This is a genomic window from Psychrobacter sp. CAL346-MNA-CIBAN-0220 (assembly GCF_040309805.1).
Lineage (GTDB): Bacteria > Pseudomonadota > Gammaproteobacteria > Pseudomonadales > Moraxellaceae > Psychrobacter.
In genome coordinates this window covers 41417-58711 of the sequence record NZ_JBEOPF010000001.1, presented here as the reverse complement: position 1 = coordinate 58711, position 17295 = coordinate 41417, and the positions used below count along the sequence as shown (strand labels likewise).

General features: G+C 37.7%; 10 protein-coding genes and 1 pseudogene. 7 read left to right on the top strand and 4 right to left on the bottom strand.

What is annotated here, in order from left to right; translation table 11 throughout:
• Window positions 1-32: 32 nt before the first annotated feature.
• From AAEY88_RS00195 to AAEY88_RS00185, 3 genes are all read right to left on the bottom strand, one after another.
• A complete protein-coding gene (locus AAEY88_RS00195; protein WP_350557525.1) occupies window positions 33-467 on the bottom strand; it encodes a DUF1810 domain-containing protein in 435 nt (144 codons plus the stop codon).
• 18 nt (window positions 468-485) lie between these two features.
• Window positions 486-1574 (bottom strand): WYL domain-containing protein, encoded by a 1089-nt coding sequence (locus AAEY88_RS00190; RefSeq protein ID WP_350557523.1) that lies wholly within the window; start codon window positions 1572-1574, stop codon window positions 486-488.
• Window positions 1575-1697: 123 nt separating this feature from the next.
• The gene (locus tag AAEY88_RS00185) at window positions 1698-1838 is read right to left on the bottom strand and encodes a hypothetical protein (RefSeq protein WP_350557521.1); all 141 of its coding nucleotides are present in this window, start codon (window positions 1836-1838) and stop codon (window positions 1698-1700) included.
• A gap of 542 nt (window positions 1839-2380) precedes the next feature.
• On the opposite strand from AAEY88_RS00185, the gene AAEY88_RS00180 reads away from it, so the two are divergent.
• The 7 genes from AAEY88_RS00180 to AAEY88_RS00150 all read left to right on the top strand — a co-directional run bounded on the left by AAEY88_RS00180 (window position 2381) and on the right by AAEY88_RS00150 (window position 16512).
• Window positions 2381-3859: a class I SAM-dependent DNA methyltransferase gene (locus AAEY88_RS00180; RefSeq protein ID WP_350557519.1), complete on the top strand. Its 1479-nt coding sequence runs from the start codon at window positions 2381-2383 to the stop codon at window positions 3857-3859.
• Window positions 3859-5619, top strand: coding sequence for a DUF262 domain-containing protein (locus tag AAEY88_RS00175; RefSeq protein WP_350557517.1), 1761 nt, complete (start codon window positions 3859-3861; stop codon window positions 5617-5619). The genes AAEY88_RS00180 and AAEY88_RS00175 overlap by 1 nt, the downstream gene beginning before the upstream one ends.
• Complete coding sequence (locus AAEY88_RS00170; protein ID WP_350557515.1) at window positions 5619-7091, top strand: class I SAM-dependent DNA methyltransferase; 1473 nt, start codon at window positions 5619-5621, stop codon at window positions 7089-7091. Before AAEY88_RS00175 ends, AAEY88_RS00170 begins: the two co-directional genes overlap by 1 nt.
• A 4-nt stretch (window positions 7092-7095) precedes the next feature.
• Window positions 7096-8310 carry a restriction endonuclease subunit S gene (locus AAEY88_RS00165; protein WP_350557513.1) on the top strand — a complete coding sequence of 405 codons (1215 nt, stop codon included), beginning with the start codon at window positions 7096-7098 and terminating at the stop codon, window positions 8308-8310.
• A 2-nt stretch (window positions 8311-8312) separates the two neighbouring features.
• The gene (locus AAEY88_RS00160; protein ID WP_350557510.1) at window positions 8313-11291 is read left to right on the top strand and encodes an HsdR family type I site-specific deoxyribonuclease; all 2979 of its coding nucleotides are present in this window, start codon (window positions 8313-8315) and stop codon (window positions 11289-11291) included.
• A 149-nt stretch (window positions 11292-11440) separates the two neighbouring features.
• A complete protein-coding gene (locus tag AAEY88_RS00155) occupies window positions 11441-12457 on the top strand; it encodes an MBL fold metallo-hydrolase (RefSeq protein WP_350557508.1) in 1017 nt (338 codons plus the stop codon).
• The gene (locus tag AAEY88_RS00150) at window positions 12454-16512 is read left to right on the top strand and encodes a hypothetical protein (protein ID WP_350557506.1); all 4059 of its coding nucleotides are present in this window, start codon (window positions 12454-12456) and stop codon (window positions 16510-16512) included. The genes AAEY88_RS00155 and AAEY88_RS00150 overlap by 4 nt, the downstream gene beginning before the upstream one ends.
• Before the next feature lie 247 nt (window positions 16513-16759).
• On the opposite strand, the pseudogene AAEY88_RS00145 reads toward AAEY88_RS00150, so the two are convergent.
• Window positions 16760-16953: pseudogene (locus AAEY88_RS00145) on the bottom strand (IS3 family transposase); the annotation flags it as partial.
• Between the last annotated feature and the right edge of the window lie 342 nt (window positions 16954-17295).

The following is a 17295-nucleotide window of genomic DNA, read 5'->3' as shown; positions in this document are numbered from 1 at the left end:
CTTAAAATCTCATTCAGTTTTGTTTGGTGCTACTATTGACCACTCAATTGCCTTAACATTTTGATAGTGTTTATATCGTAACTTCCTGCATAAAACTGATATAAAAGTTGCTCAAATATATACTTGTTACCAGCGGCAAAAGCAAATAACGTTAGCGAAGAGTGCAGCTTCAAGTTATCAGGTGAACCAAAAATATCTAAAGCGCTTTTATCAGGGTGTAACATCAGTAATTCAGTGCATTCTATTAATCGTGCTCCAAGCACCTCATGCTGCAAATACGCTTTCGCTTGCTCCAGACTACCTATTGCAAATCGTCGAGACATTTTACTGTGTCCTAACCCTTTCACCTGTGGAAAGATAAACCACATCCAATGCGTACGCTTACGACCTTGGGTCAGCTCTTCAATCACTTGTGAATAGATAGTATCTTGAGCTTGGATAAAAGCGTCGAACAGGGTTTCATTCATAGTGCTACTCCTGTCTATTTAGTTTTCATAAAGTACCAGTGCACTATGCAATCGATCCAGAATAACGGCTTTCAAGTCCACCGGCTCTACGACCACGGCTAGCTGAGACATACTCACTAGCCAGTCTTGCAGACGAGTAGTATTTGCAACCGTAGCGCTGACCTGATTCCAAGTGTCATCGATAATAGTAATCTGCTGATCTATCGATAAGGGACGTTCATACAAATGCTGGCAGGCGTACTTTTGTACCTTTAAAACCAAGTTGATTTCAATATTTTCCCCAAACTCTAGCTTGCCCAGCTTCTGTAAGCTATCTAATGTAAAAACGTCACGCCCTATCCAGTCAGGTATTGGCTTATCTATGACTACTGCCTCTGTAATACGATTGACTGCAAAATTGCGATGCGCTTTTAGCAGTACCTCATCATCGATATGATCATTTACTAGATTGAAGCCTGTGAGATAGATCATATTGTCAATAAAGATAAGTCCTTTAGGATAAATAACACGCTGTGTTGACTGATCATCCCACTTCTTTTGATAGCGTATCTGTAATTGACGACTTTGCAGCAAAGCCTGATGAATACTGCCAAATACATCACTATTAAGCTTTGGTGCTTGCACGATACTAGGCAGTGTGATGAGATGATCTTGCCATTGTCCTAGCTGACTTTGGTGAAAACTATCTTTATCTTGGCGACGTAACTGGGTAAGCTTATCTGTGAGTCCTTGTTTAAAAGATACTGGTAAGTAGTTTGCGGTATATTTATCAAGCATCTCCCAAAAGAACACTGTTTGCTCGTTGATAATATCGATACTAAAGCTGGATTCAATATAAAACCGTGCTGTCTTGCCACTGATATTCTTGCCCCATGCCGGCACTCGGATTAAGGCGTCACTATAGAATATGTCGTTAAAGACTTGATTTAAGCCAATCAAATCGTTCTCTAAATTTTTACGCTCATTTGTATAATTATCAGGATCATTACCATAGTTTTCCATAAGCTCGGTCAGTGACATAGCATCTGCTTCACTTCGAGGAAGGCTTTGATATAAAGCAAATAGACGTGCTGACTTTGTATAGCTGGCGATTGGATGTGCAGGCATAGTAGCTTCTCTATTGGACTGATGAAGTAATCAAATCATTATTAAAATACAGGCTCAATCAAAACGAACCAAAATCGCAGTGCCATTACCATAAGCATTGCCATCTGAGTCATACACTTGATGCTAAAGTGTCTGTAGCCAATCATTGCTCGGTACTAAATCATGAATGCCGTCACTACAAATTTCGAGACTAAAGGCAATACCACAGACTTGGGCTATTGTTCCAGTAAGAGGTTCATATTCATCACTTAAAGTAGCTGTCATATTCATTCGCTTATTATTTATTATCATTAAGACAAGTATAGTAGACTACCTAGTAATTTATTTTCTAGGTTATATACTATTATAAATCTCATAGATTATCCCAAAATAATAGTTAGCTTTGATTGTTGTTAGGTCTAAGGGTATATCGCTAGTAAAGATAAATGAATTTATATACTATAGTCTAATCTTTCACTCCTACTTATAAGCCATCAACACATTAAACCTGCCATAAAAATAATAAAATACTTACTCTTGCTGATTATTGTAGATTTATCAAACCCTACTACTCAGGTGAAGATACCAAAGTTTTCGAGGGTACGTCGTTATCAACTTTAATAGGACAAAGAGTCGATTGTTTAATACACCCTAGTACTAAAAATTGATAATAAGCACCGTCTTATATAGCTTAGCGAATTTTTTAGTTTTCAAAGAAATACTCAGGTGGCTTGGGCAATATTGGGGTTTGACAGAAAACCAGAGTATGATATAGACCATTGAACCACTACCTTCATTTATATTTGTTTTACTAAGAGAATTTATTAATGAGTGACGTTTTATCACTGTCCCAGTTAGAGCAATACCTTTCAAAAGCGGCCTGGATTCTAAAAGGTCCCGTCGATGCCTCAGACTTCAAAGTCTATATATTTCCTCTCTTATTTTTCAAGCGTATCTCCGACGTTTATGATGAAGAGTATCAGCAAGCCTTAGCAGAGTCTGACGGTGATATTGAATACGCATCTATGCCAGAAATGCACCGATTTGAAATCCCACAAGGCTGCCACTGGAATGATGTACGTGAAACAACCACTAACGTAGGTCAAGCCATAGAACAGGCGCTGCGTGGCATTGAACAAGCTAACCAAGGTTTTTTATACGGCATCTTTGGTGATGCTCAGTGGAGTAACAAAAATAAGCTGCCAGATAAGCTACTGATTGATCTGGTTGAGCATTTCTCACAGTATCGTTTGGGCCATGAAAATGCCAATCCAGATATGTTAGGCAACGCCTATGAGTATCTGATCAAACACTTTGCTGACCTAACCAATAAAAAAGCAGGTGAATTTTATACCCCGCGTTCAGTAGTACATTTGCTAGGGCTAATTCTCGATCCGCACGAAGGTGAATCTGTTTATGATCCTGCCTGTGGGACCGGAGGCATGTTATTGGAGTGTGTTGATAACCTGAAACATAACGGAGAAGACTTCCGTACGCTTAAACTCTACGGCCAAGAAAGAAACCTAACATCCAGTGCTATTGCGCGTATGAATATGTTTTTACATGGCATAGAGGATTTTGAAATTATCCGCGGTGATACCTTACGTGAGCCCGCTTTTTTCCAAGCAGATGGTTTGAAAACCTTTGATTGTGTCATAGCTAATCCGCCGTTCTCACTAAAAGACTGGGGCGCAGATAATTGGGCTAATGATCCCTATGGACGCAATATCGCTGGCGTGCCACCTAAAGGTAATGGAGACATGGCTTGGGTACAGCACATGGTTAAATCCATGAATAGCACAGGCCGTATGACCGTGGTATTGCCTCATGGTGCCCTATTTCGTAAAGGTGCGGAAGGTAAAATCCGTCAAGCATTACTAGAGCAGGATATTTTGGAAGCCGTCATAGGGTTAGGTCCTAATGTATTCTATGGAACACAGTTAGCCGCATGTGTCATGGTCTTTAAACAAAACAAAGATGCCGATAAAAAAGGAAACGTGCTATTTATCGATGCCTCTGAACAAATACGCGTTGGCCGTGCACAAAACCATTTAGAACCAGAGCATGTTCAACAAATATACCAATGGTATAGCGATTACCAAGATATTGAGAACTATGTCAAGGTAGCAAGTTTTGCAGATTTAAAAGAAAATGACTTTAATCTAAATATTCCACTCTACGTAGAAAAAATAATTGAAGATAATCTGCCCAGTGTTGAAGAGGCTATGGCTGACTTAAAAGAAGCATGGCAAGCCAGCCTTGAAGCTGAAGAGAAATTCAAAACGATATTAAAGGAATTCTTATAATGGCATATTCGAGCCTATCTATCAGGCAATTGATTAAAGATATCAATCATAATGAATATTATTTGCCTGCTATACAAAGAAAATTTGTCTGGGGTGAAGGGAAAATTTGCGAATTATTTAACTCCATTATGAAAGATTATCCGATTGGAACTTTCTTATTTTGGGAATTAACGGCTCAGAAAGCTCGTGATTATACATTTTACGAGTTTCTCAAGAATTATCATGAGCGTGACTCTAAGAATGAGTTAGTCAATTATAGTTTTTCTTCTAACATACGCGGTGTACTGGATGGACAGCAGCGTATCAGTTCAATGTATATTGCTTTACAAGGGGTATATTGTACTAAGAAGAAATATGCAAAGACCAAGAACGATAGCGCATATCCTGAACGTAAGATGTATATAAACCTATTAAATGAGGCTTATGAGTTTAAATTCTTAACTCACAAAGATGCACAAAATAGTAAGAATGGTTACTTCTATCTGGTTAGAAATATTTTAGATGAACTTGATTATGCAGATGCTGACTCTGAAGCTATTATTGATAGGTTGATAGAGAACGAACCTAGCAGAGCAGATTTATTGATAGAAAATAGAGAACTAGTAACAAAAATTATTGACCAGTTAATAAATAAGTTTAACGATGACCAACTAGTGAGTTACTTCAAAATCGTTAATAAGGACTTAGATGATATCTTAGATATTTTCGTACGTGTCAACAGTGGCGGAACGATACTATCAAAATCAGACCTTTTATTCTCTACCTTAGTGGCACATTGGGAACATGGGCGCGACCAAATTGAGAAACTTATATCTGATATGAATGGCGAAGATGGTCTGTTTAATTTCAATACAGATTTTTTGATGCGAACATGCCTGTTTCTGGTAGACGCACCAATGAACTTTAAGGTACAGACCTTTAACCCTACGAACATTCATAAGATAAAAGATAATTGGGATCAAATTCGCAAGGCTCTAATAGATGCAGCAGCAATGCTAAGAGAGTTTGGTTTTAATAAGAAGCGATTATCCTCCAACTATGCTGCAACTCCATTAGCCTATTATTTATATAAGGGCGGACAGGTAGACTCTACAACTAAACAGGAACTAAAAAAGCTGATTGTGCATAGTCTTTTGAAGCAGGTTTATAGTGGTCAAGCGGATACTGCTCTAAGCGGTTTGCGTGATGGGTTCAGAATAAAGTCTGACGATGGTGACGCATACATACTTAAAGCCATTAAGTTTGATTTTTCCGTATATAAACATACAAAAATGTCAGGTGGCAAAAAGCTAACAATTGATACCACAGATATTGAAAGCTTCTTAGAGTACAAAAAAGGAGCATTTACGTTCTTATTACTCTCAACGCTTTATCCAGACTTAAAGTTAGATCAAATATCTTTTCACCAGGATCACATGCACCCTCACAGCAAATTCAAACCCTCTGTATTAAAGGGTATTGGCATAGACGACGAAACTATCAAGCAGTGGCAAGATATGCGGGATCAGGTGCCTAATTTGCAGCTACTAGAGGGCCGAGAAAATACAGTGAAGCAGGCTACTGATTTATCCAAATGGGTTAGTGATAAGGTTGATGATGCTACCTATTATCGAAAGCGAAATTATATTTTAGATGAGCAGTCATTAGAGCTAAAAGATTTCAAAGACTTCTTTTTAAATCGAAAAGAACTTTTAAGAAAAAAACTACATGAGCTATTCGATGTGACTTATATTGAAGAATCGATTGAGGAGGCCGTATAGTGGCTAACCAGGAACTTGACCAAAAATCCTTAGAGAAATACCTCTGGGGTGCAGCTACTACCTTACGTGGCACCATTGATGCCGGCGACTACAAACAGTACATCTTCCCTTTACTATTCTTTAAGCGTATCTCTGATGTATATGACGAAGAGTTTGAAAAAGCGTTAGCTGAATCAGATGGAGATATGGAGTACGCAGCCTTTGCAGAAAACCACCATTTCCAAATTCCAGAAGGTACGCGCTGGCAAGACGTTCGTGAAACTACGGTTAATATCGGTCAAGCACTACAAAGCGCTATGCGTGCGATTGAGCAAGCCAATCCAGAAACCTTACAAGGTATCTTCGGTGATGCCAGCTGGACCAACAAAGACCGTCTATCCGATGCCATGCTCACTAACCTTATTGAGCATTACTCGCAGCATACGCTGAACTTAGCCAATGTGCCTGACGACAAGCTGGGCAACGCTTACGAATATCTGATTAAAGAGTTTGCTGATGATAGCGGCCATACGGCAGCTGAGTTTTATACCAACCGTACCGTTGTAAAGCTAATGACCATGATTATGGACCCACAGCCAGGCGAATCTGTTTATGACCCTACTTGTGGCTCTGGTGGTTTATTGCTGAATTGTGCGCTGCATCTAAAGGACGAAGGCAAAGAATACCGTACGCTCAAGCTATATGGTCAAGAGATTAACTTGCTAACCTCAGCGATTGCCCGCATGAATATGTTTATGCACGGTATTGAAGAGTTTGAGATTGTGCGTGGCGATACTTTAGCCAACCCAGGCTTAATAGAAAACGATGAGCTAAAAAAGTTTAATGTGATTCTTGCTAACCCACCCTATTCGATTAAGTCTTGGGATAGAAAAGCTTTTGAAAACGATTCTTACGGCAGAAATCTATGGGGCACGCCGCCGCAAGGCTGCGCAGATTATGCTTTCCAACAACATATTCAAAAGAGTCTTGATTTAGGTAATGGCCGTTCTATTTCATTATGGCCGCACGGTATTTTGTTTCGTGACTCTGAAATGCAAATACGTCGTAAAATGATTGAAGAAGACCTGGTGGAGTGCGTTATAGGTCTTGGGCCTAATCTGTTTTATAACTCATCAATGGTTTCATGTCTTCTTATCACTAATAACAAAAAATCAGACGCCCGAAAGGGAAAGATATGCTTTATACAGGCGGTTGATGAAGTTAGAAAAGAAAAGGCTATGAGTTATCTTGATGATAAAAACATTAACAAGATATTAAACTCTTATACAACATTTACTTCTATTGAAGGCTTTTCTAAAATTGTTGAAAACGCGGATATTTTAGAGGATAAGAATGCAAGGCTTAGTGTTGAGCTTCATATTGAAGATAGTGTCAATGATAAGCAGTCAATAGTTGAAACTATTTCACAGTGGAGTAATAGCTTTATGAATCTAAATGATTCGATAAGCGCGCTACTTAAGCAGGCGGAGTAATCTAATGAATGATTTAGTGATTAATAAGTCTAACTGGTCTCAGATTACTCTCGGTGAGTTAGCAGATGATATTTCACAGAGAGTTAGTAACCCTGATGGATCAGAATATAAAAGGTTTGTAGGCTTAGAGCATTTTGTTTCAGGAGACATAAAGATAAGCAAATATAGTGGAACTAAGGGATTGGTTTCAGCTGGCAAGGCTTTCCAAGCGGGTGATATTCTATTTGCTAGAAGAAATGCTTACTTAAGACGAGCGTCTATCGTTAACTTTGATGGAGTTTGTTCAGGTGACGCATTCGTTTTGAGGGAAAATAAAGCTAAATTAATACCAGGATTCTTATCTTATATAGTAAATTCCAATTCATTATGGGACTTTGCTAACTCAAATGCTGCCGGAACAATGTCAAAGAGGGTCAAATGGAGGGATTTAGCTGAATATCAAATAGTTTTGCCTCCGATAGACGAACAGTCTAAGTTAGATAAACTATTGAAATCCTGTGATGAAGTTGTTGGTAAACATAGAAATCTTCAAGAAAAAATAGAAAGATTTTACTCTGCCACAAGAGAAAAATTAATGCTTGAAGTAGATGATAATTGCAGCACTGAGTTCAATATAAAGTTAAAGAATAATATCAATAAAAACATCTGCTTTACTACAGTCTCTGATCATGTGGTAAATATAAAGTATGGAACCTCAAAGAAAGCAACAAAGGATTTATCAGGATATGAAGTTCTTGGGATTCCTAACGTAGTGAATGAAAGATTATCTTTAGACAGGTTATCAAGAGTAGACTTATCCCAAAATGAATATGAATCTATAAGACTTAGTTATGGTGATATCGTAATTGTTAGAACAAACGGAAATCCAGAATATACAGGGCGAAGTGCGATTTACAATATAGATGAAGGTCATGTTTTTGCATCTTATTTAATTAAATTAAGATTAGATGAGAATGTTTTTGATCCAGAGTTTGTGGTTAGGTATTTACAGTGCAATGTAGTTAGGAGGTATTTTAGACGACACGCTACTTCTTCAGCAGGTAATTACAACATAAACACTGAAACAATAAAGAACTTACCTATACCGCAATTTGAACTTAATAAACAAAGAGATATCGTAAAACAACTTAAGGAAATTGAACATACAATAGATCAAGTAAAAGACCATAGAACAAACAGTGAACTGCTCTTAAATCAATTGATAAACAAGGTGTTTTAAGGATGAGCTTCACCGAATTAAATAGCGTAGAGAATTACATCATTAATCAAATGAGCGGCATTAACTTAAACGCTTCTCATGAGAGCAACCAAGTTAATGAGCCTCGCCGTAAGTATGGTGCCCAGTGGCAGTTCCAATCAGCAGAGCAGCTTGGTCGTAGTGTGAATGAAGTGTTGGTTGAGCCGCAAGTCAAAGCGGCCCTATTACGCTTAAACCCAGAAATCCAAGCCAATCCTCTATTAGCTGATGAAGTGATCCATGCTCTGCGTGCTATTCTAATTTCGGTGAACCAAGTTGGTTTGGTCAAAGCCAACGAAGAGTTCTTTCAGTGGCTAACGGGCGAAAAGACCATGCCCTTTGGTGAGAATAATCACCATGTGTCTATTCGCCTAATTGACTTTGAAAACCTAGATAATAACCAATACATCATTACCAACCAGTTTCGCATTCATTATAGAGAAACCAAAATACCCGATATCGTCATGATGATTAACGGTATTCCTGTCGTCGTCGGTGAAGCTAAAACCCCTATTCGCCCTTCTGTTAGCTGGCTAGACGGTGCGCATGAAATACACAATATTTATGAAAACGCGGTACCACAGTTATTTGTGCCAAATATCCTCTCATTCGCTACCGAAGGAAAAGAGTTCTTTTATGGCTCTGTACGCTGTCCATTAGAGTTTTGGGCACCTTGGCGTCTAAGTAATGATGACGATGCTATCGCTAGAAGCTTTGGTTTAGGTGGAGTTGGTAAAGAATTAAAAGATCTACTTAATCCTGCTCGCTTATTAGACATCATGCGTAACTTCTCACTATTTAGCAGTAATAAGAAAAAGCAGCGGATGAAAATAATACCGCGCTTTCAGCAGTATGAAGGTGCGAATAAAATCGTTGAGCGCGTGATTGAAGGTAAAATTAAAAAAGGCTTAATATGGCATTTCCAAGGCTCAGGAAAATCCTTATTGATGGTATTTGCAGCACAAAAATTGCGCCGTGAAGCAAAGCTAAAAAGCCCAACGGTTATTGTGCTAGTGGATAGAACTGACTTAGACACACAAATAAGCGGCATTTTTAACGCTGCGGATATTGCTAACGTAGAGAGCACCGAAAGTATTAAAGAATTGCAGAAGATGCTTGAACGTGACACCCGTAAAATTATCATCTCTACTATTCATAAATTCCGTGACGCCAAACCTAATATGAATACCCGCGATAATATTATCGTGCTGGTAGATGAGGCACACCGTACACAGGAAGGTGATTTAGGACGTCAGATGCGTGCTGCGCTACCTAACGCATTTCTCTTTGGTTTAACAGGTACACCCGTTAATAAAGCGGATAAGAATACATTCTGGGCATTCGGTGCCGAGGAAGACCAAGGCGGCTATATGAGTCGCTATACCTTTCATGATTCCATTCGTGATGAAGCTACCCTACCTCTGCATTTTGAGCCACGTTTAGTTGATGTTCATATTGATAAAGAATCACTCGATAAGGCCTTTGCTGACTTTAAAGAAAGCCAAGCTCTGAGTGATGAAGACGCCGATGCATTAAATAAGAAGTCCGCTAAAATGGCAGCCTTTTTAAAATCGCCTGAACGCATTACTAGAATAGCTGAAGATATGGCTATCCACTTTATGGAGAAAGTAGAGCCGCACGGCTTTAAGGCAATGATAGTGACGCCAGATCGTCATGCTTGTGTTCTATATAAAGAAGCATTGGATATGCACTTCCCTGAGGCGGCCAGTAAAGTAGTTATCTCCACTACCGCTAACGATGATTATGAGTTTAAGAAAAAATGGGGTATAGACAAGAGCCAACAAGAAAAAATTATTGATGAGTTTAATGATGCTACATCGGAGCTTAAATTTATTATCGTTACTGCAAAGCTTTTGACAGGTTTTGATGCGCCTATTTGTCAGACCATGTACTTAGATAAGTCCATGAAAGACCATACTTTGCTACAAGCGATTTGCCGAACCAACCGTTTATATCCAGGCAAGACCTTTGGCTGTATTGTCGATTACTTTGGTGTATTTGATGATGCAGCAAAAGCGCTAGAGTTTGATGAGCTAGGTGCACAGCAAATCATTACCAACCTGTCAGAGCTGCGCGAACAGCTACCACAAGCCATGCATAATGCTTTATCCCACTTTGAAGGCGTAGATAGGACCTTAAAAGGCTTTGAGGGCTTAGAGGCTGCACAGAACGCTATAGCCAATAATGAAAAGAAAGATGCTTTCGCATTGGATTTTAAGTTTCTATTCAAACTTTGGGAATCGTTATCGCCAGACTCGGTATTAGACAGTTACAACCAAGACTATAAGTGGCTGGCTCAGGTTTATGAGTCGGTTAAGCCCGCTTCAGACAGTATTGGTAAGCTTCTTTGGTTGACACTGGGTGCACAGACTACCAAATTAATCCATGACAACGTGCATGTGGGCAGCGTGCATGTCTTAGATGAATTTGTAATGGATGCAAATATCATCGAGGAGATTTTCAATAATCCGAGTCCGAAAAAAGTAAAGCAGTTAGAGAAGGCTTTAATTGAGCGTTTTAAGAATGCTGGAGAGTTACCTAACTTTAAGTCTTTAAGTGAACGCCTTGAAGCCTTACGTGATAAAGCTGAGAAAGGGTTAGTAGCTTCCATTGATTTTGTAAAAGAGCTTTGTAAGATTGCTAAGGAAACAGTCCAAGCAGAAAAAGAGCTAGAGATTGATGTTCAAGAAAAATTACCTACAGCGGCTTTGTCTGAGTTGTTTCTAGAGCTGAAAACGGATCAAACACCGGCAGTGGTCGAGCGTATTGTTGGTGATATTGATGCCATTGTGAGAATTGTGCGCTTTCCTGGCTGGCAGACGACTAGCGCTGGCGAGCGTGAAGTACAAAAATCATTACGCAAAGCACTTTTGAAATATCAGCTACACAAAGACCAGGAACTATTCGATCGGGCCTATGCTTATATTAAAGAGTACTATTGAGTTATTGAATCGGTAGTTTAAATTAAATATTAGCATCCTTTTGAAGATTACATTTAGACCACTTAGTAGAATTTTACTAATTTTTAATGATCTTTATATGAGCTGCTAACGCGTACTTCAGACTTGATTAGTAACGTTTAGAGATATTTATGGAATTGATAATAACTAGTTTCGAAGCAAAATATGGCGATGCTTTTCTTATCGAAGAGCCTGATAGTAATATAAAGTTTCTAGTAGATTGTGGGTTTAAACTAACCTATAAACACCATATAAAAAAGAGAACCAATTCAGCGGATTTCATTATTTTAACTCACTCGGATGAAGATCACATTAACGGCGCTTTTCCATTAATTAATGATTATCCTGTAAAATTCCCTTTGAATAAAGTGTACGTAAACTCCCCTGAATCTATACCCATCCCCAGAACTGACGGTGAAATATCTATACGACAAGCTAAAGATTTAGTTAACTTGCTAAAAGACAAAGAATTACCATTTGAAGGTCTAATTCAAGGACAGACTATTAAGGTCTCTAAAAATCTTTCGCTAGATATTATTTCCCCAACCCAAACAGAGCTAGATAGTTATTACGCGAAATATAATGACCAAATAGCTACTGTACAACAGAATACTAAGGGAACGGACATATCTTTAAACGCACCCACTAAATCTGTTACCGAGTGGATCAAACAGCCAGATTCATTTCCTAAAATATCCGATGATATTGCTAATGCTAGCTCTATTGCTTTCATTCTCAATTATAAAGATAAGAAAGTACTTTTTTTAGCTGATTCACACCCTGAAGTGATTTCAGATTATTTACTAAAACAAGGCTTTAATTCAACGAACAAAGCAACATTCGACTATATCAAATTATCTCATCACGGAAGTGCAAAAAGCATTTCAAAACAGTTACTTAACATAATTAGCTGTAATAACTTTATTATTAGCACAAACGGTGGTAAGGCAAGGAGTAAGCATCCTAGTGCTGAAACTATTGCTAAGCTAGCAGCTTTAGTTGATAGAAATGGCAATGATGAAATTAATTTTTACTTTAATTACTCGATTTCGTCTATTGAAACAAGAAATGGACCTTTATTAAGTGTTGAAGAACGTACTTCATACAAGATAAATTATATAGAACGAAATGAGATTAGATTGCCATGAACCACCTAACATTTCTACCCAACGCAACTGTTCAAATTTCTAAAGAGTCAAACTACCTAGGAAGTGCTGTACTCATTAAAGTGAAAAATGCATTTTATGTATTAACTGCTGCTCACGTCTCTTTTGGAGAAAAGTGTGAGCAATATAGCGAAGATCTTAGTTCTTCATTAACTTATGAATCCGAAAATTTTGGAAATTTAACGTTTATTAGAGAGTTAGGTAATATCGAAATATTTAAGGATCATGACATCCTTGCAATTGAAGTTGGCGTAAATAGCGATGACTTTCCAGAAATATTTTTTACTAGTGATACTAATGAGCCAACATTGGAGTTTATATTTAGAGGCAGAGGCAAGGTTCAAAGCGGTAAAATTTATTCAGTGAAACCTTGTTTCAAGAACGGAACTGCGGGGGAAGATATTCATATAGAGATACCAGAGAAAAACTATACTGATTTTCAAGGCGAAGCAGGAGCCGAGATTTTACAAGGCTTGTCTGGTAGTGGCGTATTTATTCATGATAATGACTCAAGTAAAGCCTTTCTAACTTCAATAGTAAAGTCTGTAAGCGAAGATAACTTCGTTGGTGTTAATTGTACTTGTATATCCTTATTTAAGAAGTACTTAATCCCTGAATTAAATCTAATAGATTACAAACATTATAGAAGTGAAAAAAGTACCAGTTCTCAAAGTAAATTAACCGACCCCGCTACCCAAATAGATGTGGAAGAATTGACTCGTTCAATTTCAAAAAACTTGATTTCTCAATTTATGCCTTCTTCATCGGGTAATTCAGACATAGCTGTAGCAAACACGTCACCTCTAAGCTCAATTGAAAGTGTTCCGCTTCCTAAATCAATAGCGTTGAGAAAGGAACTAATTGATAGCACAGTCTATTCACTTAAAAACAATAATACTGCGTGGCTGTTTGGGGCGGCTGGCGTTGGCAAAACCGTTGCGGCCAAGATGGCTACGAAACATATTGGAGGAAGTTGGATTGGTACTAATTTGAGAGGACTAAACTCTCTGGAAGTGTGTCAAATTTTAGATAGTTCAGTAACTAATCTTAATAATCAAGAAGTGACTGGAGTCCTTATTGATGATTTTGAATGTGTCTTCACGCCTACTGTTATCGAGAAGTTACTTAGCATTCATCATTTTTGTAAAAGTATTAATGTTTTTATACTTTTCACATCATCAAAAGCAACGGATGAAGATTACTTGTATTCTGCTGACCTCCCCCAAGAGGTTGAACAAAAAGTTGATGACTTTTCAGAGGCCGATATTAAAGAAATTTTATCATCTTTTGGTGTGACAGAAGATTATTGGGCACGATATATACATATATCATCAGGTGGAGGACATCCTCAATTAGTAATCGCAATGATTCAAAGTATGAGAAAAAGCGAATGGAGCATTGAAGAATTTCGAACCTTAGACTCTTTACTACAAAGAAATGAAACGGTTGAAAAAGTTAAGAAGAAAACAAGGGAACGGTTACTTCATGAACTTCCCGCTAGTGCAAGGGAACTTATCGAGCGGGTATCTTTAATTACAGGTAGGTTTAACAGGCATCTGATTCTTGATTTAGCTTTATTACCTCCTAAAATAGCTGACGCAGGAATCATTTTTGATCAACTTTTAGGCTCTTGGGTAGATCAACATGAAATTGACCGCTTTTCTTTATCTCCATTGTTATCTAACTTTGCCAATGCGACTTTAACTAAGCAGCAACAGAAACCAATTCAATGTGAAATTGCGGACTCAATCCTTCGTACAAAAGTAATTGATCCAATTACAATGAATGCTGCATTCCTTGCAGCATTTGCAGGGGAAAATACTAGAGCGCTTGCACTTCTATGTTATCCAATTCTAACTACTGAACTCAATGAGCTTCAAATTATCGCCCCACATTTAGTGATGTTTACTTTATTCACTACAGAAAATTCAATTTATATACATGACTCGAGTGTAAATATTATGTTGAGAGGAGCCCAACTAATACTTTTAACGTGTTTTGAAGATAAAAAAGAGAGTTATTTAGAAACGTTTAACCGTTTTGAAATTGAAGCAGGCAACTCTAATGCTCAAGAGACTGGCAGCTCGGTCTTAGTACGTATGGTGATCTACACAAAACTTTTATTGTCCCAGCCCAAATTTGGAAATTTACCAAATTGGAATTTAATAGTAATGAAGCTTAATGCTTTATTTAAAAACAAAGCAGAATTACTTCCTATTTCAATACCTCATAAAGAAATACCGACAGAAGTTAATGGTATCTCAGTTGTGAGCTTTTCAATCATCAATCAAATCCGTCAAATTGAAACAATAGAAGCACTGATTCCATTATTTGAATTTATTGATACATTGGACTCAGATATTAGAAAAGAGCTATTCCAAACTATAGATCAAATTGATTTTGGGGTAGATTATTTTGTGAGGGGGGCATGGTTACATGAGTATAAAAGAGAAACTATTGATTGCGAAAAGCATTCAGCTATATTCTCTGAACTAGAAACTTTTGCAAATAAGTGGGATTATGAGGAGCTTGCGTCAGTTTGCGTACAATTCGCCGCTATTATTTGGGATGAATTAGGAGGGCAAAAAGAGAAAGCGCTAAAGGTCATTGATTCAGGTCTGGCGAAATATGGAGCTTCAAATTTTGTCTTAATAAGAGCAAAAGCAAAAGTCCTATTTAGGGCAAAAGAATATGGTAAAAGTCTTACACTCTCAAATCAACTTATAGATTCTAATGCTCCACTTAATAATACTGCTAAAATATTTTTTTATCGGGATGCAGCTATCTGTGCAGAAAACGAGAATGATTATTTAATAGCAAGAAAGTATTATTTGCTTGGAGCTTCTGCTAGCAGAGAAAAGGAGTTACCAGAAAACAAACCGATGGAAGTAGGTTTTAAAGCTGATGCTGCTTTAGCAAGTTGGCATAGAGGTAATAAAGAAGAGTGTATTCAAGACCTTGCAGACGTACTGTTTGAGCTTGAAGAAATAGACCCTAAAAGCTCATTACAAGCTGCTCATTGCCATGCAATATCTCGCCACATTTTGTTATGGCTTCGACAAGAAGCCACTAAAGAAAAGTTTTTTTTACCTAATGGTGAAGAGGTCAGCATGTTTCCAGGTTGCGTTAGCAACCCTGAACCTAGTATAGATATAGATAAGCAAAGGTTAGCACCTATCGAAATGGCTTGGTACATGTTGGCTTCGATTGAGAATTACTGCTCATTAGATGTAGGTATATCCTCAAAGCTTGTGGAAAATTTACCTAATGGTCCATTAGTGGAAGGTGAGCTTGATCTAAACTCTTCTAAACTTAATTTGGCAATCATAAAACCAAATGGCGAGTTACTAATAAATGCTTTAAAAGGCTTTGTATCAAGTTTAAGTTATGTTGCAGCTAATGCGGATAATAGAAATGAATCATCTGATATTAATTTCACATATCAAACATTACCAGAAGCAGCCATATCAGATTTTGAACGTTGTGGTGGTATCGTTGAGCACTACTTACTTAGTTTCGTTACCAGTTGTTCGCTGCAAAATAAGTGGCATGAGGTCGATAAACTAGTTGAACATATTTCACTAGAGCCAGAAGCAATTATTCGAACAGAGTTAATTAGTATATTGGAAGGCAATAATATAAATATAACTGATGCACTAGCTAACAATTTTAAATTAATGATGAGCTTTCGCCATCAGCAAAACAAAGCTCCTATACATCTAATTATTGGGACATTTCACCAGACTCTAATCGCCATCCAAATTAGTATTAATATCAAGCAGTCAAATTTAATCTCTAGGTTGGCCTTTGAGTCATTCAAAGTTAAATGGTTATATTTTTGGGGGCAACAAAGGCATTTACTTAAAAATCCTGAATATCACTTCGCAAACATAAATAGAGCTATTTCAGTAAAAGATTACTCTTGGACTGTTAATATATTGTGCTTAATGAAAGCTATTTTACCTACTTTAAATATTGGAGATGAGCTGGAGGTTAATAAGACTTTAGATGAATTACTTTTAAAGGTTCGTACCTGAAACTAAAATTTTAAAGTATTTTTGAGCAATTTTATTCATACTTTGGTAGTTTTGTCCGCTAAACTTACCTAAGTACTTTAATCTGATATAAAAAACCGCTTTGAGCTGTTAACAATAGCCCTAAAGGCAGTTTTTTTATGCCTGCTATCTACTCAATAGTCTTAGCTACTGAATTGTGTGTTGCAAAATGGGCTACAAGTGCTACCAAACCATACATGCCTTAGCATTTTATAATCTTGGGATACCCAAGCTCATTCTTCAATATGCCCCAGAAGCTTTCTATTGGAGCGTTGTCGAAACAACTGCCTTACTACTCATTTAGCCTGTAAATTGACGCTACTTGATAATCTTGTGGTAGGCATGGCTACAATACTGACTGCTTCTGTCAGAAGGACAAATCAGCTTTTTGTTGGGACGTCTATTATTAAATGCTATGGCTAACTTCCTTCTTCCTACGTTTAAGAGCCATAAGCTAGTTTCCCTACTCTATCACTTTCATCGAGATGTGGCGTGTGCTTAAGCAAAGAACGCGCATACTGCCTTTGCTGATATTTACTTCACTAAGCTAGTGCTTGGTAGTCTGATTGATTTGGCCAATAGCCAAGGTCATAAGATAAATAATGTGAAGAGCCTATATAATTTTAGTCAAATGGCACGTATACCGATACATTCAAGCTTTGGCAAGCATAAGTGTAAGGCTATTACAGATTTAGCTGCGAGCTCTAAAGGTGTTGGCTTTATTAAATGACGGCTTAAACAGGACAATGTTGACCCTTATTTAGC